Below are 19,602 nucleotides of genomic sequence, written 5' to 3' on the forward strand. Positions count from 1 at the left end.
GGACGCAAAAGTCATGACCCAAGCCCGCGATATGGTAGCAGAAATCGAGACGCTTGGCGCAAAGCTGGCCGAGGCGAAGGCGTCGATCAACCGGCGTTTCATCGGGCAGCAACGGGTCGTTGATCTGACGCTGACGGCGTTGCTCTGCGGTGGCCACGGGCTGCTGATCGGTTTGCCGGGTCTGGGCAAGACGCGGCTGGTCGAAACGCTGAGCACGGTAATGGGGCTGGATGGCAATCGGGTCCAGTTCACGCCCGATTTGATGCCTGCCGATATTCTGGGGTCAGAGGTGCTGGACACCGCCGCCGATGGCACCCGCGCGTTCCGCTTTGTCGAGGGGCCGATCTTTTGCCAGTTGCTGATGGCGGACGAGATCAACCGCGCCTCGCCGCGCACCCAGTCGGCTTTGCTGCAGGCGATGCAGGAAAAGACCGTGACCGTCGCCGGACAGGACCGCGCCTTGGGGCATCCGTTTCACGTGCTCGCCACCCAGAACCCCATTGAGCAAGAAGGCACCTACCCGCTGCCCGAGGCCCAGCTTGACCGCTTTTTGGTGCAGATCGATGTGGCCTACCCCGACCGGGAGACAGAGCGGGATATTCTGCTGGCCACCACAGGGGATACCGATGCGCAGGCCGCATCCGTCTTTACCACGGCAGAGCTACTGGCCGCGCAAACGCTGCTGCGGCAGATGCCCGTGGGTGAATCGGTGGTCGAGCTGATCCTTGATCTGGTCCGCGCCTTCCGCCCTGACGGGCCTGATGCCAGCCCGCAAGTGCGCGATACCGTGGCGTGGGGCCCCGGCCCACGCGCCGCGCAAGCGTTGATGCTGACGGTGCGGGCGCGCGCTTTGTTGCAGGGGCGTCTGGCACCGTCGGCGGAGGATGTCATCGATATGGCCCGTCCTGTGTTGCTGCACCGTATGGCGCTGAACTTCGCGGCGCGCGCTCGTGGCGACAGCCTATCCGCGCTGATTGACACAACCGCGGCCAGTCTGATCGGGAAAAAGGCCGCGGCGTGAACAGCCCCTACACCCTTCGCATCCGATCAGAGGAGCAAGCCGCCCGTTTGCCCGCGCTGCTGGCCCGTGCAGAGCATCTGGCCGGTGCAGTCCTGCTGGGTGCTCATGGGCGTCGACGCGCAGGGGTGGGGGATGATTTCTGGCAATACCGTCCGGCACAGGCCGGGGATAGCCGTCGCAGCATCGATCACCGGCGTTCGGCAATGGGGGACCATGAGTTCGTGCGCGAACGCGAATGGCAGATCGCGCAGTCGGTCATGCTTTGGGTCGATCAGGGGGCGTCCATGCGCTTTGCCTCGACGGCTGCGTTGGAACAGAAGGGCGACCGCGCGCGGCTGATCGGGTTGGCGCTGGCGATCCTGCTGCAACGGGGCGGTGAACGGGTCGGGCTGACCGGCAGCGCCCTGCCCCCGCGATCCGGCAGGCCGCAGATCCTGCGCCTTGCCGAAGCCCTGTGTCAGGACGACGCCGCCGACTACGCCCCGCCGGAACATCGCGCCATGATCCCCCATGCACGGGCTGTGTTCATCTCTGACTTCATGGGTGATCTTGCGGGGGTGACCACCGCGCTGACCAAAGCGGCGGACCGCGGGGTGCGCGGCGTGTTATATCATGTGCTGGACCCCTCGGAGGAGGCCTTCCCCTTCACCGGCCGCACCATCTTTGAAAGCGTCGGCGGCACGCTGCGCCACGAGACCTTGAAAGCGAACGACCTGAAAGACCGCTATCTGGAACGGCTCGCCGCGCGCAAGGCAGAGCTGCGGCAGCTTTGCGCCCTGACTGGCTGGCAATACGGGCTGCACCACACCGACAGCACCGCACAATCGGCGCTTTTGTGGCTTTATGCGGCGCTGGATACGCGCAGCGGGGGGGCCGCATGACCGTTCTGGGGGGCATCGGCTTTACCGCGCCGTGGATGCTGTTGGCGCTTCTGGCGCTGCCGATCCTGTGGCTGATCCTGCGCGCGGTGCCACCTGCGCCGATCCGCCGCCGCTTTCCCGGCGTGGCGCTGCTGCTTGGGCTGAGCGATGATGAAAGCGTGTCGGACCGCACGCCGTGGTGGTTGCTGCTGCTGCGCATGCTGGCGGTGGCCGCGTTGATCATCGGGCTGGCCGGACCGATCCTGAACCCGCAAGAGGAACAGACCCAAGGTACCGGCCCGCTGCTGATCGTGCTCGACGGGTCTTGGGCGGGAGCCACGCGTTGGCCTCAGCAAACCGAAGCGCTAGAAGCGCAGTTGACCCGTGCGGCACGCGCTGGACGCACTGTCGGTTTTCTGACCCTTACCCGACCAGAAGCACCCGCCTTTCAATCCGCTGACGCATGGCGCAGCCGTCTGGCCGGGTTTGATCCCGCCCCCTGGCAGCCCGCCCCCGCCGACATTGACCGCGCGATAGAGATCGCGGACACGCTTGGCGGTTTCGATACCCTGTGGTTCAGCGACGGGCTGGCCTATGCGGGGCGCGACGCGATGCTTGATGCGCTTCAGGGCAAGGGCAGCGTCGAGGTCTATCAGACTGGCGCAGACGTAACGGCACTGGCCCCCGCGACCTATGAGGACGGGGCGATTACCCTGACCGCCAAGCGCGCCCTTGCTGGCGCTGAGCGGTCGGTGACCATCACGGCGCAGGGGCGTGATCCGGCGGGCAATATCCGCGTCCTTGCCAGCGTTCCGGCCACATTCGAAGCAGGATCAACGCAGGCCAGCGCGGCCTTGTCCCTGCCCGCAGAGCTGCGCGCGCGGATCACGCGTTTCGACATCGCGAGCCAACGCTCCGCCGGGGCGACGACGCTGGTAGATGATGCGCTGCGGCGGCGCGAGGTTGGGCTGATCGCCGGACGCGAAAACCGCGAAGGGCTGGAGCTGCTGTCCCCCCTGCACTACATCGAACAAGCCTTGGCCCCCGCCGCCGATCTGATTGAGGGGGGGATTGGTGATGTGCTGCCCGCAAACCCAGATGTGATCGTGCTGGCCGATATCGCGACCCTGTCGGAGGCAGAGCAGGCCCCCTTGATCGACTGGATCGAAGCCGGTGGCATGTTGGTGCGTTTCGCCGGTCCACGCATCGCTGCCAGCGACATCAGCCGAGATACCGAAGACCCGCTGATGCCTGTGCGCCTGCGGGCCGGTGGCCGCAGTGTCGGCGGCGCAATGAGCTGGGGCGCCCCGAAAACGCTGGACAGCTTCCGCGAATCCTCTCCTTTCTACGGGTTGGAGATACCGCAGGATGTGACCGTCTCGGCCCAGGTCGTCGCGCAGCCCGACCCGACACTGGCAGAGCGTGTGATCGCGTCGCTAAGCGATGGCACCCCGCTGGTCACCCGCAAGCAGGTAGGACAGGGGCAGATCGTATTGTTTCACGTGACAGCCACGGCCGAGTGGTCGACGTTGCCACTGTCGGGGCTGTTTGTGCAGATGATGGAACGGTTAGCGATTTCTTCATCTTCCGCCGGTATCGAGGCTTCGGACCTGCAGGGCACGACGTGGACGCCCCTGCGCGTGATGGACGGGTTTGGCACACTGTCTGACGCGGGTACGCTGCCCGGTGTGGACGGGGCTGATCTGATGGCCGCGGCTGCGGGCCCAGACCTGCAACCGGGGGTCTATGCCTCTGGCGATCGGCGCATTGCGCGCAATGTGGTGGTTGCAGATACCACCCTGACCCCCGCGGCATGGCCAGCGGATGTGCCAGTACGTGGGCTTGATGTGGCCGATGAACAGCCGCTTGCCGGTTGGCTGTTGTCCCTGTCAATTCTACTGCTGCTCGCTGATGTCATCGCGTCGCTGTCCTTGTCGGGGCGGCTGCTCAGGCACAGCAATGCCGCAGGGCTGATCCTTGCGGCGCTGATCTATGCACCGACGCAGGCCGATGCGCAGGCGGACGACAGCTTTGCCCTGAACGCCACGGCGGAAATGACGCTGGCCTATGTGATCACCGGCAACGCGTCGGTTGACGAGATGTCGGATGCCGGATTGCGCGGGTTGTCGGATACGCTTTATTTCCGCACCTCGGTCGAACCTGCCAACCCCATCGGTGTGGATCTGGAGCGGGACGAGCTTGCCTTCTTCCCTATGCTTTACTGGCCCATCACCCCCGATCAGCCCCGCCCATCGGATGCGGCCTATCGCAAGCTGAACGACTATCTGCGCTCCGGCGGGATGATCCTGTTCGACACACGTGATGCGAATATCGCGGGCTTCGGAGCTGCCAGCCCCAACGGGCGCAAGCTACAAGACCTCGCCGCGCCGCTGGACATTCCCCCGCTTGAACCCTTGCCTGCGGATCACGTGCTGACCCGCACGTTCTATCTGCTGCAGGACTTCCCCGGACGGCACAGCGGACGCGATCTGTGGGTAGAGGCATCGCCCCCCGATGCCGAACAGGTAGAGGGGATGCCGTTCCGCAATCTGAATGACGGGGTGAGCCCGGTTGTCATCGGTGGAAATGACTGGGCCGCGGCCTGGGCCGTGTCCTCGAACGGCGCGCCGATGGTACCGATCGGGCGCGGTTTCGCCGGGGAACGTCAGCGCGAGCTCGCCTACCGCTTTGGCGTCAATCTGGTCATGCATGTGCTGACCGGCAACTATAAATCCGATCAGGTGCATGTGCCTGCGCTGCTGGACAGGTTGGGCCAATGACATCAACCATCATCTTCGACCCGCTGATCCCGCTACCGATGTTATGGGGCGTTGCCGCACTGGCGCTGGTGGCCGTTGCCTTGGCGGTGCTGCGCGGGTTGCAAGGCTGGGCGCTGCGGGGGGCGGCGATGCTCGTCGTTCTGGCGGCGCTTTCTGGCCCCTCCGTGCAGCAGGAAGACCGCGCGCCGCTCACCGATATCGTCGTGATGCTGGAAGACGAAAGCGCCAGCCAATCCCTCGCAGACCGGCCCGCACAAACCGCCGCCGCCGCCGAGACACTGGCAGCACAGATCACCGCGCGCGAGAATACGGAACTGCGCCGCGTGACTGTGCCCGATGGAGAAGGCGATAGCGGCACGCAGCTGATGACCGCCCTGTCAGAGGTGCTTGCCGAAGAGCCGCGCGCCCGTATCGCAGGCATCCTTGCGCTCAGCGACGGGCGCATTCACGACGCCGACCTGCCAGTCGATCTGCCCGCACCGATGCATCTGTTGATGACCGGAAAGCAAAGCGATTGGGATCGCCGCCTGTCCGTCCGCAACGCCCCTGCCTTTGCCATCATCGGCGAACCCGTGACCCTGACCCTGCGCATCGACGACCTTGGGGCCGCCCCGGAAAAAGACGCGCTGGCCCCGCTTGAAATCTCGGTCGATGGGGAGCCGCCGCAGACCTTCCGCGTCCCCGTGGGGCAAGATCTGGAACTTCCCGTCACCCTGCCCCACGGCGGGCGCAATGTGATCCGGTTCTCGCTGCCCGAGGCCGAAGGAGAGCTGACCGACCGCAACAATGCCGCGCTGATCCAGATCAACGGGGTGCGCGACCGTCTGCGGGTGCTTCTCGTCAGCGGGGAGCCGCATCAGGGCGGGCGTACGTGGCGCAATTTGCTGAAATCCGACAGCTCTGTCGATTTGGTGCATTTCACGATCCTGCGCCCGCCGGAAAAACAGGATGGCGTGCCGGTGGACGAACTTTCGCTGATCGCCTTTCCCACCCGCGAGCTGTTCATGGAAAAGATCGAGGATTTCGATCTGATCATCTTTGACCGCTACAAACGCCGCGGCATCCTACCGTCGCTCTATCTTGAAAACGTCGCCAATTATGTGCGCGGCGGGGGTGCTGTGCTGGTCGCTGCCGGGGCGGATTTCGCAAGCGCCGACAGCATCTACCGCTCCCCCCTCGGAGAGGTCTTGCCCGCCACGCCGACCGCACGGGTGATCGAACAGCCCTACCGCCCGCTGGTGTCCGAGCTGGGGCACCGCCATCCGGTGACCAGCGGCTTGCCCGAACAGGAAACATGGGGCCGCTGGCTGCGGCAGATCGACGTGGCCGATCCCTTGGGACATGTGGTGATGACCGGCGAAGATGACCGGCCGCTGCTGATCCTGAACCGTGTGGAAGAAGGGCGCGTCGCGCTCATGGCGTCAGATCATGCGTGGCTGTGGAACCGTGGCTATGAAGGTGGCGGCCCGCAACTAGAGCTGTTGCGGCGGCTGGCCCACTGGATGATGAAAGAACCCGAGCTTGAGGAAGAGGCCCTGACCGCCACAGCCGAAGGCCAGACCATGCGCATCACCCGTCGCACGCTGGGGGATGACATCCCGCCTGTCACCCTGACCAACCCCGATGGCAGCACGGCAGAGATCACGCTTTCGCCAGCCACGCCGGGTGTCTTCGAAGGGGTTTACGAAGGCCCCGAGATTGGCCTTTACCGGCTGGAAAATGGCGACCAAAGCGCGGTGATCGGTTTGGGCCCCGCCGCCCCGCGGGAATTTGTGGAAACGATTGCCAGCGACGAAACCCTCGCCCCCGTACTTGCGCCCCTGCGCGGTGGTGTCGCGCGGATCGAGGACGGCCTGCCTCGCCTCCGCGACATACGTGTCGGGCGCCCTGCAGCCGGACGTGGATGGATCGGTCTGACCCCTCGCAACGCCTATGAAACACGTGACGTGCGACAGATGCCGATCCTGCCCGCGTGGCTCGTCCTGTTGCTGGGCAGCGCCCTGATCCTTGCAGCATGGCTGCGCGAAGGGCGGCGTTAACCTTAAAAACAACGCCACCGCCCGATAAATCACGCAACGCTTAAGCAGTTGTTCACCCCAAGCCCCCCATGATCCCCCGATAGGAGGAATTCGGAGCTTTGGATGAAACCAGCTGACCAGCTTGCCCATGAACAACGCCGCCGCGCAGAGGTGGAAGCGCTGCTTGAACAAACCCAGGCAGAGCTTTGTGCCGCTTACCGCAAGCTGGATGACCACGCGCAAAATGTCTCTGTCGAGATTTCTGAAACACGGGCGGAGGTTGAAAACATCCGCGGCGAAAACAAACGGGTGATGTCCGATCTATGTGCCGCGCGCGAACAGATCGAACTGACCCAACGCCGGCTGTGGCATTCGGTCGAAACCATCCATGACGGCTTTGCCTTTTTCAACAAAGACAATGAAATGATCATGGCCAATCGGTCTTATCTGGCCGTGTTCGACGGTATTGATGCCATCTGTCCGGGTGTCAGCTATTCCACCATCCTGCGTGTGCTCACCGATGAAGGGATCGTAAATATCGGGCGCCGCACGCCAGAGGAATGGCGCGCCAAGATGCTCCTGCGATCGCAGCAAAAGGCCCCGGCACCCATCATCATAAAGCTCTGGAATGGCGCATATATCAAGATTGTCGATCAAAGGGGAAAAGGCGGTGATATCGTATCGCTCGCCCGCGACATTACCGAAACCGTGGAATACCAACGCAAGCTCGTCGATGCCCGCGCCGCGGCCGAGGCAGCCAACAGCGCGAAATCCCTTTTCCTCGCCAAGATGAGCCACGAAATCCGCACACCGATGAACGGGATCGTAGGCATGACGGAGGTGCTTGGCGATACCGCGCTGACCCAAGACCAACGCCTATATGTCGACACCATAAAGACCTCTGGCGAAGCTTTGCTGGTCATCATCAACGACGTTCTGGATTTCTCGCGCATCGAGGCAAACCGACTGAGCATCCACCCCGCCCCCTTTGATCTGGAACGTGTCTTCCAAGAGGTACTGCTGCTTTTACAGCCCCTTGCGGTGCAAAAGGGGCTGGACCTCGCGCTGGATTACGACCTGTTCCTGCCGCGCAAGCTGGTCGGCGATGCAGGGCGCATTAGGCAAGTGCTTACCAATCTGGTGGGAAATGCTGTTAAGTTTACGCAAAATGGACATATCCTGATCCGCGCCACGGGGCTGCCCGACGCGGGCTCTGGCAACGTGCTGATCAAAATCTCTATCGAGGATACGGGCATCGGCATCGCGCCGGACATGATTGAACATATCATGGGGGAATTTACCCAAGCCAGCAGTGACCCCAGCCCCAATGCAGAGGGGACGGGACTGGGGCTCGCCATCTGCCAACGTCTGGTACAACTGATGGGGGGCGAGATTTGGGTCACGTCAGAGCATGGGGTTGGGTCGTGCTTTGGCTTCGAACTGCCCCTGAAGGCCCAAGAAGACAGTGCCGCGCCGCCGCTTAAGCCACCTCCCTTCCTGCGCCATGTCCTGATTGTCGAAAGGGAAACGATCTGCCGATCGATCTTGCAGCGCAATCTGGAACATATCGGTGTGCGCGTGACTTCCTGTGGCACCGGTGAAGCGGGGCTGGCCGCGCTGGACGGCAGTATTGATCTGCTGCTTGTCGACGACACGCTGCCCGATATGGACGGGATCGAATTTGCCCGCGCTGTACATGGCTCCGACCCCGCGACCGAGGTAATCCTGTACAGTCAGACGCCCGACAAAATTCGCGATAGTATGGATGATACGAGCGTGCGCCGGATCATGAAGAACCCGATTAGTGTCACCGAGCTGCTGGCCGAAGTGTCAACGATGCAGCCGGTGCCTGTTGGTACCCGCCCGATGCGGGTCTTGGCGGCCGAGGACAATAAGACCAATCGTCTGGTGCTTCGAAAGATGCTGCAACGGCTGAACATCGACCTGCAACTTGCCACCAACGGGCAAGAGGCAGTTGCGCTGTTTGAAACCTTCCGGCCCGATCTGGTGTTCATGGACATTTCTATGCCCAAGATGAATGGAAAAGACGCCGCCGCCGCCATTCGTGCGCTGGAAGACGGGGCGAGCAGCTGCCCGATTGTCGCGCTGACAGCGCATGCCATTCAGGACGAAAAGGAAAGAATACTCGCCGCCGGGCTGGATCATTTCCTCACCAAACCCTTGCGCAAGGCGGAGCTTGTGGCGCTCCTTAACCGTTACTGCCCCAACGCGGCTTTCCCGCTGGAGGGTCAGTTGGTGGGATAGGGCCTTACAAATACAGGTTTTTCCGGCGTCGACAGCTCTTTCTGCCATGCGTATCCGCCGATATCGAAATCCTTGATCGCCTCGGCGTCGGTAAGGCGGTTCTGCACCACGAAACGCGCCATCGCGCCACGGGCTTTCTTGGCGTAAAAGCTGACAATCTTGGGCCCTTTGCCGTCCGATTTATCTTCCATGAACTGTGGTGTCACAACCGTCGGCACCAGCGCCTTAAGGTCGACCGCGCCGAAATATTCCTGACTGGCACAATTCACCAACGCCTTGCTGTTGGTCTGTTCCGCCTGTTCGTTCAACGCTTCGGACAGACGCGCGCCCCAATAGTCGTACAGCGATTTGCCCTGCGGCGTTTTCAATCGGCTGCCCATCTCAAGCCGGTAGGCCTGAATGGCATCCAAGGGTCGCAGCACACCATAAAGCCCCGACAGAATGCGCAGGTGATCTTGGGCATAGTCCAGTTCATCAGGGTCCAGGCTGGTCGCTTCCAGCCCCTGATAGGTGTCACCAGCAAAGGCAAAGGCAGCGGGGCGCACAACATCGGGGGACGGATTTTCCTCGAACGCGGCGAAACGGTCGCGGTTCAGCTTGGCCAGTTTCTCGCTCAGGTGCATCAATGATTGCAGATCACCAACGCTCAGCTCGCGAGCCACCTTGACCAAGGCGACCGCATCTTCCTGCAGGTCGGGCGTCGTCATAGCGACGTCGCGCGGGGTCCAGTCCATTTTCTTGGCGGGAGAGATAACGGTCAGCATGGATTTTCCTTTTTTGGTCGCAGCAAGAGCTAGCCCGCTTGCTGCAAAACGTCCAGAAATGCGGGGCCAAACCTTTCGGTGCGTTTCTCGCCCAAAATGCGTTCGATGGCATCAAGGTTCGGCGCGTGCAACTGCGCCACTTTTGCCAGCAGCGAAGTTGAGCAGCTCAACGGCTTTTCGCCCCCATCTGCCCCACGAGACAAGGTAGTTTGCACTTCGCGCAGTTGATCGAACACCGACCCTGCCGCGCGTCCCGCCAGCTTGCGCCGCGTCGGGTGCATCTCGGCGGCGGCCCCGTTGATCACCTCTAGAAACGCATCGCCAAAGTTCTCGAGCTTTTTGGCCCCCACCCCGCCGATACGGGCCATAGCGTCCAGTGTATCCGGGCGTTTCTCGGCCATCTCGATCAGGGTGCGGTCATTAAAGATGATATAGGCGGGCACTTTTGCGGCTTCTGCCAGCCCGCGGCGTTTCGCCTTGAGCGCAGAGAGCAGCGGCGCATCCTCGTCGCTGACCATCGCCTTGACCGCAGGACGGCGCTGCGATGCGGCGGCGCGGATACTGTCCCGGCGCAGAGAGATCGACGCCTCACCGCGCAGGATTGGCAATGCGGCATCGGTCATGCGCAGCGCACCGTGACGTGCGGCATCGGGGCGCACCAGATCGTGCCCCATCATTTGCCGGAACACCGCCTGCCATTCGCGTTTGTCATATTCCTTGCCCACGCCATAGGTCGGTAAATCGCTGTGCCCGCGTTCACGGATTTTATCGGTTTCATTGCCCAACAGGATGTCGATCAGATGGCCTGCGCCAAACCATTCCTCGGTGCGCAGCATCGCCGACAGCGCCTTGCGCACGGCAGTGGTCCCGTCAAACACATCGACAGGCGTATCGCAAAGGTCGCAATTGCCACAGGTGACATCGGTTTCATCAAAGTATTTCAACAGGTTCGCACGACGACACGCCAATGCTTCGGCCAGCCCCAGCAGCGCGTTCAGCCGTGCATGATCAGCGGCGCGCCGTTCCGGCGGGGCGAGCCCTTCGTCGATCTGGCTGCGGCGCAAACGGATATCATCAGGGCCGAACAACGTCAGCGTCTCGGCCGGCGCACCGTCGCGACCCGCCCGCCCGATTTCTTGATAGTAGGCTTCGATGGATTTCGGCAGATCGGCGTGGGCCACCCAGCGGATATCCGGCTTGTCGATGCCCATGCCAAAGGCCACTGTCGCCACCACGATCAGCCCGTCTTCCTGCTGGAAACGGCGTTCGGCGGTGCGGCGGTCGTCCGCCTCCATCCCACCATGATAATGCAGCGCCAGATGCCCGTCGTCGCGCAACGCTTTGGCCAGCCCTTCGGTCTTGGCCCGCGTTCCGCAATAGACGATGCCCGACTGCCCCCTACGCCCTGACGCAAAGTTCAGTATCTGCGCGCGCGGCCCGTTTTTGGCCGCAAAGGCCAGATGGATATTGGGCCGGTCGAACCCGCGCAGGAAGGCGCGCGGGGGGACACCATCGAATAGTTTTTGAACGATCTCGGCTTGGGTTTCCGTGTCCGCCGTTGCGGTGAACGCGGCCAGCGGAACGTCAAGCGTACGACGCAATTCGCCGATGCGCAGGTAATCGGGGCGGAAATCATGGCCCCACTGGCTGACGCAATGCGCCTCGTCCACGGCGATCAGCGATACGCCAACCCGTTTGAGCATGCCCGTAACCGACCCGGCAGCGAGCCGTTCTGGGGCCATATAGAGCAGCTTGAGCGTTCCGGCCTCAAGCCCTTCCCACACGGCATCGGTTTCCTCTGGCGTATTGCCAGAGGTCAGCGCCCCCGCCCCGACGCCAAGCTCTTGCAGCGCGCGGACCTGATCGCGCATCAGGGCAATCAACGGCGATATCACCACCGTCACCCCGTCGCGCAAAAGAGCAGGCATTTGGAAACAAAGAGATTTACCACCACCCGTGGGCATGATGGCCAATGTGTTTTCGCCGGCGGTAACGGCCTCTACGATCTCTTGTTGGCCGGGGCGGAACCCGTCAAATCCAAAGACATCACGAAGTAGCGTGGCAGCGCCTGACATGAAAAACCCAACTGTATCTAACCTGCAGTTTGCAGAATCTCATAGTCGCGGGCGGGGAACAATCCCTGCCCGTGCGTCCAGCGGGGTCTTTGCCCCAGCAGCCACCCGATCAGTAGAACAGCGCGGCGTTGTTGATCAGCAGGATACGCAAAACGGCAACGGCGATCAGAACGACCAGCGGTGCCAGATCAAGCCCGCCCATTTGCGGCAGAAAGCTGCGGACCCGCCCGTAAACAGGCTCCAACAAGCGATTCAGCCCATCCCAAACTTGCGCCACCAAAGGTTGACGAAGATTTAAAACCTGAAAATTAATCAGCCAGCTCATGATGACATGCGCGATGATGATGAACCAAACGATGTTCAGTAGAAGCATCAGGATCTGAAACAGGGATGTCATAAGGGGGCCTTTCGTTGCACAGCGCGAAAGTAGGTGCGCTGGCATCAAAGAACAAGAGCGGCAGCGCCTTGGCACCGCCCCTCTCGGTAAAATCGCATCACATCACGCTTGCATCGCGTTGATGACGACAGAAAAATCCAGGCTATCGACCTGAAGCATGGACCAATCGGCGAAATGCCGTGTCTCGATCGGCTTTTCGTCGAGGATTTTGAAGCCGCTGTGACGACTGTCTTTCTGGATGTTTTCGATCAACTGGCGGATGGCGGCTTCTTCGCCCTCAAGCACCTGACAAAAGTTGCGCCCGTTGTAGGCCAAGGCACCGGTGACGCCGTGTTTTTCATTCTCGCGCACAGCGACGGTAAATATGTCGGCAACATCCGCCTTAGAGACCGAAGGAACTGCGGTGCTGAAGTACAAAAGCCGGATCATCGACATACGGAGCCTCGTAAAATTATCCAAAACATTCTTAACGTTGGCACCCTGTGTAGGCAAAAAGGATTTGAAAAGCGACCCTTTTGAGATGTCTTATGACATACTGATGGGCAGTTCACGCTAGCGTTGCGCCCAACACCGCTCTTGCGCCGCGTAGGGCTGCTGCACTACCGTCCCTCAAAACAGGAGAAAGCAGTCATGGCAGCCACGTCAGCGCGCAAGAAAATCTGGGGCTGGTACTTCTTTGACTGGGCCAGCCAACCCTATAACACGCTTCTTCTGACGTTTATTTTCGGCCCGTATTTCGCGCAAACAGCAACGGCAAATCTTGTGGATAGCGGCATGGCGCTGGATGCGGCCAAGGCGCAGGCGCAGGCCTATTGGGGCTACGGGCTGACGGTTGCGGGGATCATGATAGCGATACTGGCCCCGACCCTTGGGGCGGTGGCTGATTCATCGGGCAAGCGGATGCCGTGGATCTGGCTGTTTTCGGGGCTTTATGTGGTGGGATCAGCCGCGCTGTGGTGGACCGCCCCGCAAGATTTCTCGGTCCTGTGGGCGCTCTTCTTCTTTGGCATTGGCCTGATCGGGATGGAATTCGCGACAATTTTCACCAACTCCTATCTGCCAGAGCTGCATCCCGACCCGGGAGAGCGCGGACGGCTGTCGGGGTCAGGCTGGGCCTTTGGCTATGTCGGCGGTGTTGTGGCGCTGATCGTGATGATCGCGTTGTTTCAGGCGGGCAGCAATGGGCGCACGATGGCGGGGCTGAGCCCGCTTTTGGGGCTGGACCCCGCGACCAAAGCCGATACGCGCATCGTCGGGCCGCTGACCGCGATCTGGTACGCGGTCTTCATGATCCCCTTCTTTCTGTATGTGCGCGATACGCCGGTGACCGGCGCGGCGCGGTACCGCGTGGGGCAAGGGCTTTCTGATCTGTGGGTCACGCTCAAGAACCTGCCGCGCCACCCGTCGCTGCTGGCCTATTTGGGGTCATCCATGTTCTACCGCGATGCGCTTAACGGAATGTACACATTCGGCGGGATATACGCGCTTGGCGTATTGAACTGGAGCATTATTGATATCGGCGTCTTCGGGATACTTGCCGCGATTTCAGGCGCGGTGTTCTGCTGGGTGGGCGGGCGTGTGGATCGTGCGATTGGGCCGATGCCTGTGATCGTAACATGCTGTCTGATCCTGATTGCAACGGCCGTGCTGATCATCTCGCTGACGCCCAACTCGATCATGGGCATCACGCTGGCCGAAGGATCCTCCGCGCCCGACATCGCCTTTTACATCGCTGGTGCTTTGATCGGGGCGGCGGGCGGGGCGCTGCAGGCATCGTCGCGCAATATGCTGACCCGTCAGGGCAACCCCGACCGCATGACAGAGGCGTTTGGCCTTTACGCGCTGTCGGGCAAAGCGACCTCGTTTCTGGCCCCTGCCCTGATCGCCATCGCAAGCGACGTATCCGGCAGCCAACGGATCGGGATCGCCCCTGTCGTAGGGCTGTTCATCATCGGCCTGGTTCTGTTAGTCTGGGTGAAACCGAACGGAGATTTCGCGAAATGATCCTGACACGAATCCTCACATGTACCGCGCTGGCCCTCACGCTGGCGGCTTGCGGCGGGTCACCGTCCAAGCCGAATGCGGAAGCGTCCAAAATCCTGCCGACCATCGGGTCGTCGGGGGGCGCGCGCAGCAACATTCAGGCCAAGAAGCTTTTTGGCGCGAAAGCCGACGGGTCACGGCAGTCTTCCGCCGCTTACGGCAGCTATTCAAAGGGCTGTGTCGCAGGGGCGCAACAACTGGCCGAAACGGGGCCGACCTGGCAAGCGATGCGCCTGTCGCGCAACCGCAACTGGGGCCACCCGGAGATGATCGATTACATTAAAACGCTCAGCGCGAAGGCCGCACAGCAACCCGGATGGGAAGGGCTATATGTCGGCGATATCAGCCAGCCCCGTGGCGGCCCGATGCTGACAGGGCACGCCAGCCACCAGATGGGTCTGGACGCCGATTTCTGGATGCTTCCGCCCAAGTCGCTGTCGCTCAGCCGGGCACAGCGTGAAAGTATCTCCTCTATATCCATGCGTCGGGCCAGCGGTGCCTATGTGAACAGCAGTTGGACCCGCCAGCACCATCAGGTACTCAAGGCCGCGGCATCTGATCCCCGCGTGGCGCGCATCTTTGTTTTCCCCGGGGCCAAGGTGCAGATGTGTGCCGACGAAAAGGGCGACCGCAGCTGGCTGCGCAAAATCCGCCCTTGGTACGGGCACCACTATCATTTCCACGTTCGGCTAAGCTGCCCCAAAGGGGCGACCGGCTGCGTCAACCAGGATCCGCCCCCTGCGGGCGACGGCTGCGCCGATGCGCGTCAGTGGCAGGCGAATATCCTGAACCCGCCCCCACCAAACCCCAATGCGCCCAAGCGCAAGCCAAAGCGCGAACTGCTGCTTGCTGACCTGCCAGCGCAATGCCAATCCGTGCTGGATTCGAACTAAGCTTGCTACAGATCCTTTTTGCCCTCGGCTTTGCCTCCGCTGCTTTTGCGGCGGGTGCAAATGGCCCTATCGCGCAACATCAACAGTTGACGTGGGAGCATGACGCCCCCTGGTTCGGTGGCCTGTCCGGTGTCGAGATGCGCGCGGATGGCAAACAGCTTACCGCGATCAGTGACCGCGGGCGGATCATCGTGGCCGACCTGTCGCGCGACGCGCTTGGCACGCTGACGGGGATGGAGATCATCCATTCCGTCGCGCTGCGCGATAAGAACGGCGCGGTGATGGACAAACCCGAGGCCGACGCCGAAGGTCTGGCGATTGCGCCGGATGGCAGCATCTTTATCAGCTACGAAGGCGATCATCGCATCGCGCGTACCAACCTTGCCGACGGCACCCCATTGCAGTTCATCGCCCCGCCCGAGGGCGCAGTGCTGCGCGACAATGCCGGATTTGAAGCTTTGGCGGTCGATGCAGCAGGCGCGCTTTATGCCTTGCCCGAGGATAACCGCGGCGATCAGATCCCGCTGTACAAATACCAAGACGGCACGTGGCGCATCGCGGCCTACCTCGAGAATGACAGCCCCTTTGTCCCCGTGGGTGCGGATTTCGACGATGAAGGGCGGTTGTATCTGCTCGAGCGTACGGTCACCCCGCTGGGGTTTCGCACGCGCCTGCGGCGGATCGAACTCTCTGGGGATCAGGCCAGCGCGGTGACGCTGCTGCAAACCCTGCCCGCGCGATACGACAACCTAGAGGCGCTGACCGTTTGGCGCGACGCCATCGGGCGCACGCGGGTGATGATGATATCAGACGATAATTTCCTCTCCGTGCAGGAAACCCAGGTGATCGAGCTGACGATAACGCAATAGCTTGCGCGGGTGCCCCGCCTTCCCTACAACGCATGACGTCTGCGATCCCCGCAGGCCAAGTCGCCGCACCCTTGCAAAAAACGGTTTCAAATATGACACGCACCTACCTTCCCGGCATTCTTGCCATGGCTGCCATCGTTGTGGCCTCCAACATTCTTGTTCAGTTCCTCTTTGGCCAATGGCTGACTTGGGGCGCGTTCACCTATCCGCTGGCGTTTCTGGTCACCGACGTGATGAACCGCGTCTACGGCAAGGATGCCGCGCGCCGTGTCGTGCTGGTAGGCTTTGTCGTGGGGCTGGTCTGTTCGCTGATCGGGACGCAGATCATGGGCGAATTCGGGCCGCTGGTGACCCTACGCATCGCGATCGGGTCCGGTGTGGCATTCCTCGTGGCGCAATTGGTCGATGTCGCGATCTTCTCTGCGCTGCGCGATGGCACGTGGTGGCGTGCGCCTTTGGCCAGCACGCTGGTCAGCAGCACGCTTGATACGCTGCTGTTTTTCTCGATCTCATTTTCCGGTGCCCTGTCGTTCCTGCATCCTGCAACCGATGTGTCCTGGGCGGCCGAAATGTTGCCATTGCTCGGCAGCGGCCCGCTCGCGCCGCTTTGGGTATCGCTGGCCGTTGCAGACTGGTCTGTGAAACTCGGGATTGCGCTGATTGCCCTGATCCCCTTCCGCATCATCACTGCACAACTTTTGACCCGCAGCTGATAGGCACCCTTTTGTGAACCGTGACGGGTGCAGAAAACGTTTTGCGTTTTCAGATTACTGTGCCAGTCTTCAAGTGAGTTCAACAAATGTAAAGGAGGTGATCCAGTGTCAAGAACGGTATTGGAGCGAGGTGTCGGAACAGCTTGGGAGGTATCCCGTTAGGGCAGCCCCTGACGGTTGAAACAACCCGGGTGGATCGCCGATCTAACCGATCCCACCTCCTTAAACCCTTCGATTGGGCCGCTCCGCACCGGGGCGGCCCTTTTCGTATCTGGGCGTTCCCCTTTCCCTTGGGTCTGCGCGATGCGATAGTCGCCATGAAGGAGAGTTTGATGCTGCGGATCACGGACGAGATTGCCATTCAGGACTGGGAGCTGACGGAAAGCTTCATGCGCGCCTCCGGGCCCGGCGGTCAGAATGTGAACAAGGTCTCAAGCGCCGTGGAACTGCGGTTCGAGGCCGCGACCTCCCCTTCTATTCCGACGCCGGTCAAAAACCGTCTGCGCAGACTGGCGGGCCGTCGTTGGACGACCGAGGGCGCGTTGGTGCTGCAATGCGACGAAACCCGAAGTCAGGTCCGCAACCGCGAGATTATCCGCGAGCGCCTGAAGGAACTGATCACCGCCGCGTTGAAGCCGCCCAAAAAGCGTATCCCGACACGCCCGACGCTCGGTTCGAAGAAGCGCCGGCTGAAGGCGAAAAAGACGCGGGGCGAGGTGAAGGCGTTGCGCGGACGGGTTGATCCGCCGGAATAGCCTGCTGCGGGGCCTACCCTGCGCCGCCGTTCCATCACTTCTATTGCAGCGCCCCTATCTCGCCGTTTTTTGCCGGTATGCGCCCCCTATCGGCAAATCGCCGCCAGAGGGTCGAATCCGCGCTGGAACGGATCGCCGTGGCCCGGTGTTCCCCTCGCAGACATGCAAGCGATGTCTGGTAGTAAATCTAAGGAGAACTCAGATGAAACTTACGACCACAACACTGATCGCGACCCTGATGGCCACCGGCGTTTCCACCGCAGCGATGGCGCAAACCTCTGTTGATGGTGCCGTTGGCGGCGCAGCAGACGTAGGGTCGGGCATCAGCGCTGACGTTGGCGCATCCGGTTCACTATCCACCGATTCCACATTGAAACAAGCCAAGGGTGCCGTGACCGACACCAGCGACACCGCGCAGGAAAACTATGGTCAGTTGATCCAGGAACTGCGCGCTGGTGCCGAAACCGACACGCAGACCCAAGCAGAAATTGACGCGTTCGATGCCGACGCCAAGCTAGACGTCGTAACCGTGTCGGAGCTCAAGGCATCCAAACAGGGGACCACAACCGCGCTGGACGACGCGCTGGACGCACAGGCCGAGGCCGTTGATGACATGCGCGCCTCTGTTGACGCCAATGCTGACCTGAGCGCAGAGCTGGAAGCCGAAGGCTTCACCTCGGAAGAGGTCGTGGCCGTGCGCGGTAACGGTATGGGCGGTCTGACCCTGATCGTCGACGACCGCGGCTAAGCGATTGGCAGTTATGCCCCGCACCCCACGCAGGCGGCATAAAGCAGAGGGGCCGGTGGGAAACCACTGGCCCCTTTTGCCGTCGGATCAGACGATAACTTTCTGAGCCGCCTGATCGCCGACGCCAAAGACACGTTTGTAACGGTCAATCTCTGACTGCGGGCCCATTGCTTTGTTAGGGTTATCCGACAGCTTCACCGTCGGGCTGCCGTTTGCCTTGACCGCTTTGCACACCAACGAAAACGGGGCGAGCGCGTCGTCAGGCACCAGCCCGCGGAAATCATTTGTCAGCAAGGTGCCCCACCCAAAGGAGGCTTTGACCTTGCCCGCGAACTGTTGATGCAATTCCTTGATCTTGGCGACATCCAGACCGTCGCTGAAAATAACCCGCTTTTCACTGGGGTCTTCACCGCGGGACTTCCACCAGTCGATCGCGGTCTGTGCCGCCACCGCCGGATCACCACTGTCGACGCGGATACCGGTCCAGCCCGCCAGCCAGTCGGGCGCGTTATCCAGAAAGCCTTTCGTGCCGTAAGTATCAGGCAGAATGATGCGCAGGTTACCTTCGTGTTCATCGTGCCAGTCTTGCAGAACGTCATAGGGCGCTTGCGCAAGTGCGGCGTCGTCCTTGGCCAATGCGGCATAGACCATCGGCAGTTCATGCGCGTTGGTGCCGATCGCCTCGACCTCTCGGCTCATGGCGATTTTGCAGTTTGACGTACCGGTAAAGGCGTCGCCCAAGCCTTCCTGCATGGCCTGCACGCACCAATCCTGCCACAGGAACGAATGGCGACGACGGGTGCCGAAATCGGCGATGGACAGATCTGGAATTTCCCGCAGGGCTTCGATCTTTTCCCAGACACGGGTCATGCCGCGCGCATAGAGCACCTGCAGTTCGAACCGGCCCATACGGTCCAACACGGCGCGGCTGCGCAGCTCCATCAAGACGGCCAGGGCGGGGATCTCCCACAGCATGACTTCGGGCCACGACCCTTCGAATGTCAGCTCGTATTGGTCGCCCTTACGCTCAAGATGATAGGGCGGCAGGCGCAGGCCCTCGAACCACTCCATAAAGTCGGGGCGGAACATCTGGCGCTTGCCGTAAAAAGTATTCCCACGCAGCCAAGTGCTTTCCCCGCGGCTGAGTGACAGCGACCGGATGTGATCAAGCTGTTCGCGCAGCTCTCCTTCGTCAATGAGATCGGCCAGCGGGATATGCTTGGAACGGTTGATCAGGCTGAATGTGACCTGTGTTTCCGGCTTGTTGCGAAAAACCGACTGGCACATCAACAGCTTATAGAAATCCGTATCGATCAGGGACCGCACGATAGGGTCGATCTTCCACTTGTGGTTCCAGACGCGGCTTGCAATGTCGACCATGTTCAAAGCTCCCTTAGGCGG

General features: G+C 61.6%; 16 protein-coding genes. 11 read left to right on the forward strand and 5 right to left on the reverse strand.

What is annotated here, in order from left to right:
• Positions 1-13 precede the first annotated feature (13 nt).
• The 5 genes from ABM428_RS01060 (at position 14) to ABM428_RS01080 (ending at position 8,944) form a co-directional block, all read left to right on the forward strand.
• Positions 14-1,021, forward strand: coding sequence for a MoxR family ATPase (locus ABM428_RS01060; protein ID WP_132997820.1), 1,008 nt, complete (start codon positions 14-16; stop codon positions 1,019-1,021).
• The gene (locus ABM428_RS01065) at positions 1,018-1,902 is read left to right on the forward strand and encodes a DUF58 domain-containing protein (protein ID WP_132997819.1); all 885 of its coding nucleotides are present in this window, start codon (positions 1,018-1,020) and stop codon (positions 1,900-1,902) included. The genes ABM428_RS01060 and ABM428_RS01065 overlap by 4 nt, the downstream gene beginning before the upstream one ends.
• Positions 1,899-4,661: a DUF4159 domain-containing protein gene (locus tag ABM428_RS01070; protein ID WP_132997818.1), complete on the forward strand. Its 2,763-nt coding sequence runs from the start codon at positions 1,899-1,901 to the stop codon at positions 4,659-4,661. The genes ABM428_RS01065 and ABM428_RS01070 overlap by 4 nt, the downstream gene beginning before the upstream one ends.
• On the forward strand, positions 4,658-6,700 hold the full coding sequence (locus ABM428_RS01075) for a hypothetical protein (RefSeq protein ID WP_353628070.1): 2,043 nt from the start codon (positions 4,658-4,660) through the stop codon (positions 6,698-6,700). Before ABM428_RS01070 ends, ABM428_RS01075 begins: the two co-directional genes overlap by 4 nt.
• Before the next feature lie 102 nt (positions 6,701-6,802).
• Positions 6,803-8,944, forward strand: coding sequence for a response regulator (locus ABM428_RS01080; RefSeq protein WP_353628071.1), 2,142 nt, complete (start codon positions 6,803-6,805; stop codon positions 8,942-8,944).
• Here ABM428_RS01080 and yaaA read toward each other — a convergent pair.
• The 4 genes from yaaA to ABM428_RS01100 form a co-directional block, all read right to left on the reverse strand.
• Positions 8,929-9,708, reverse strand: a complete 780-nt coding sequence (yaaA, locus tag ABM428_RS01085) for a peroxide stress protein YaaA (protein WP_353628072.1) — start codon at positions 9,706-9,708, stop codon at positions 8,929-8,931. The genes ABM428_RS01080 and yaaA overlap by 16 nt on opposite strands.
• 29 nt (positions 9,709-9,737) lie before the next feature.
• The gene (gene recQ / locus ABM428_RS01090; RefSeq protein WP_132997580.1) at positions 9,738-11,783 is read right to left on the reverse strand and encodes a DNA helicase RecQ; all 2,046 of its coding nucleotides are present in this window, start codon (positions 11,781-11,783) and stop codon (positions 9,738-9,740) included.
• A 109-nt stretch (positions 11,784-11,892) separates the two neighbouring features.
• The gene (locus ABM428_RS01095; RefSeq protein ID WP_005850500.1) at positions 11,893-12,180 is read right to left on the reverse strand and encodes a YggT family protein; all 288 of its coding nucleotides are present in this window, start codon (positions 12,178-12,180) and stop codon (positions 11,893-11,895) included.
• Between the two features lie 102 nt (positions 12,181-12,282).
• Positions 12,283-12,609 carry a BLUF domain-containing protein gene (locus ABM428_RS01100; RefSeq protein ID WP_235183734.1) on the reverse strand — a complete coding sequence of 109 codons (327 nt, stop codon included), beginning with the start codon at positions 12,607-12,609 and terminating at the stop codon, positions 12,283-12,285.
• Between the two features lie 201 nt (positions 12,610-12,810).
• Between ABM428_RS01100 and ABM428_RS01105 the strand changes: the two genes are divergently transcribed.
• The 6 genes from ABM428_RS01105 to ABM428_RS01130 all read left to right on the forward strand — a co-directional run bounded on the left by ABM428_RS01105 (position 12,811) and on the right by ABM428_RS01130 (position 18,201).
• Entirely contained in the window at positions 12,811-14,184 is a 1,374-nt protein-coding gene (locus ABM428_RS01105) for an MFS transporter (protein WP_132997581.1), read from the forward strand.
• Positions 14,181-15,116 (forward strand): penicillin-insensitive murein endopeptidase, encoded by a 936-nt coding sequence (gene mepA / locus ABM428_RS01110; RefSeq protein ID WP_132997582.1) that lies wholly within the window; start codon positions 14,181-14,183, stop codon positions 15,114-15,116. The genes ABM428_RS01105 and mepA overlap by 4 nt, the downstream gene beginning before the upstream one ends.
• Positions 15,117-15,118: 2 nt before the next feature.
• Positions 15,119-15,985, forward strand: coding sequence for an esterase-like activity of phytase family protein (locus ABM428_RS01115; protein WP_168592340.1), 867 nt, complete (start codon positions 15,119-15,121; stop codon positions 15,983-15,985).
• Between the two features lie 92 nt (positions 15,986-16,077).
• Positions 16,078-16,698, forward strand: a complete 621-nt coding sequence (locus ABM428_RS01120) for a queuosine precursor transporter (RefSeq protein WP_037954002.1) — start codon at positions 16,078-16,080, stop codon at positions 16,696-16,698.
• 332 nt (positions 16,699-17,030) lie between these two features.
• Positions 17,031-17,453, forward strand: a complete 423-nt coding sequence (gene arfB, locus ABM428_RS01125) for an alternative ribosome rescue aminoacyl-tRNA hydrolase ArfB (RefSeq protein ID WP_005850506.1) — start codon at positions 17,031-17,033, stop codon at positions 17,451-17,453.
• 202 nt (positions 17,454-17,655) lie between these two features.
• A complete protein-coding gene (locus ABM428_RS01130) occupies positions 17,656-18,201 on the forward strand; it encodes a nicotinate phosphoribosyltransferase (RefSeq protein ID WP_132997584.1) in 546 nt (181 codons plus the stop codon).
• A gap of 87 nt (positions 18,202-18,288) precedes the next feature.
• Here the strand turns inward: ABM428_RS01130 and pncB are convergent, their stop codons facing one another.
• On the reverse strand, positions 18,289-19,581 hold the full coding sequence (gene pncB, locus ABM428_RS01135) for a nicotinate phosphoribosyltransferase (protein ID WP_009825586.1): 1,293 nt from the start codon (positions 19,579-19,581) through the stop codon (positions 18,289-18,291).
• Positions 19,582-19,602: the final 21 nt, after the last annotated feature.

It is taken from the genome of Sulfitobacter sp. TCYB15, from assembly GCF_040435955.1.
GTDB classification, from domain to species: Bacteria; Pseudomonadota; Alphaproteobacteria; order Rhodobacterales; family Rhodobacteraceae; genus Sulfitobacter; species Sulfitobacter pontiacus.

Bases quoted from the DNA above. Each gene is read 5' to 3' on its own strand.
- ABM428_RS01060 (WP_132997820.1), top strand. From the start codon at position 14: ATGACCCAAGCCCGCGATATGGTAGCAGAAATCGAGACGCTTGGCGCA.
- ABM428_RS01070 (WP_132997818.1), top strand. From the start codon at position 1,899: ATGACCGTTCTGGGGGGCATCGGCTTTACCGCGCCGTGGATGCTGTTG.
- ABM428_RS01075 (WP_353628070.1), top strand. From the start codon at position 4,658: ATGACATCAACCATCATCTTCGACCCGCTGATCCCGCTACCGATGTTA.
- ABM428_RS01080 (WP_353628071.1), top strand. From the start codon at position 6,803: ATGAAACCAGCTGACCAGCTTGCCCATGAACAACGCCGCCGCGCAGAG.
- yaaA (WP_353628072.1), bottom strand. From the start codon at position 9,708: ATGCTGACCGTTATCTCTCCCGCCAAGAAAATGGACTGGACCCCGCGC.
- recQ (WP_132997580.1), bottom strand. From the start codon at position 11,783: ATGTCAGGCGCTGCCACGCTACTTCGTGATGTCTTTGGATTTGACGGG.
- ABM428_RS01095 (WP_005850500.1), bottom strand. From the start codon at position 12,180: ATGACATCCCTGTTTCAGATCCTGATGCTTCTACTGAACATCGTTTGG.
- ABM428_RS01100 (WP_235183734.1), bottom strand. From the start codon at position 12,609: ATGATCCGGCTTTTGTACTTCAGCACCGCAGTTCCTTCGGTCTCTAAG.
- ABM428_RS01105 (WP_132997581.1), top strand. From the start codon at position 12,811: ATGGCAGCCACGTCAGCGCGCAAGAAAATCTGGGGCTGGTACTTCTTT.
- mepA (WP_132997582.1), top strand. From the start codon at position 14,181: ATGATCCTGACACGAATCCTCACATGTACCGCGCTGGCCCTCACGCTG.
- ABM428_RS01120 (WP_037954002.1), top strand. From the start codon at position 16,078: ATGACACGCACCTACCTTCCCGGCATTCTTGCCATGGCTGCCATCGTT.
- arfB (WP_005850506.1), top strand. From the start codon at position 17,031: ATGCTGCGGATCACGGACGAGATTGCCATTCAGGACTGGGAGCTGACG.
- ABM428_RS01130 (WP_132997584.1), top strand. From the start codon at position 17,656: ATGAAACTTACGACCACAACACTGATCGCGACCCTGATGGCCACCGGC.
- pncB (WP_009825586.1), bottom strand. From the start codon at position 19,581: ATGGTCGACATTGCAAGCCGCGTCTGGAACCACAAGTGGAAGATCGAC.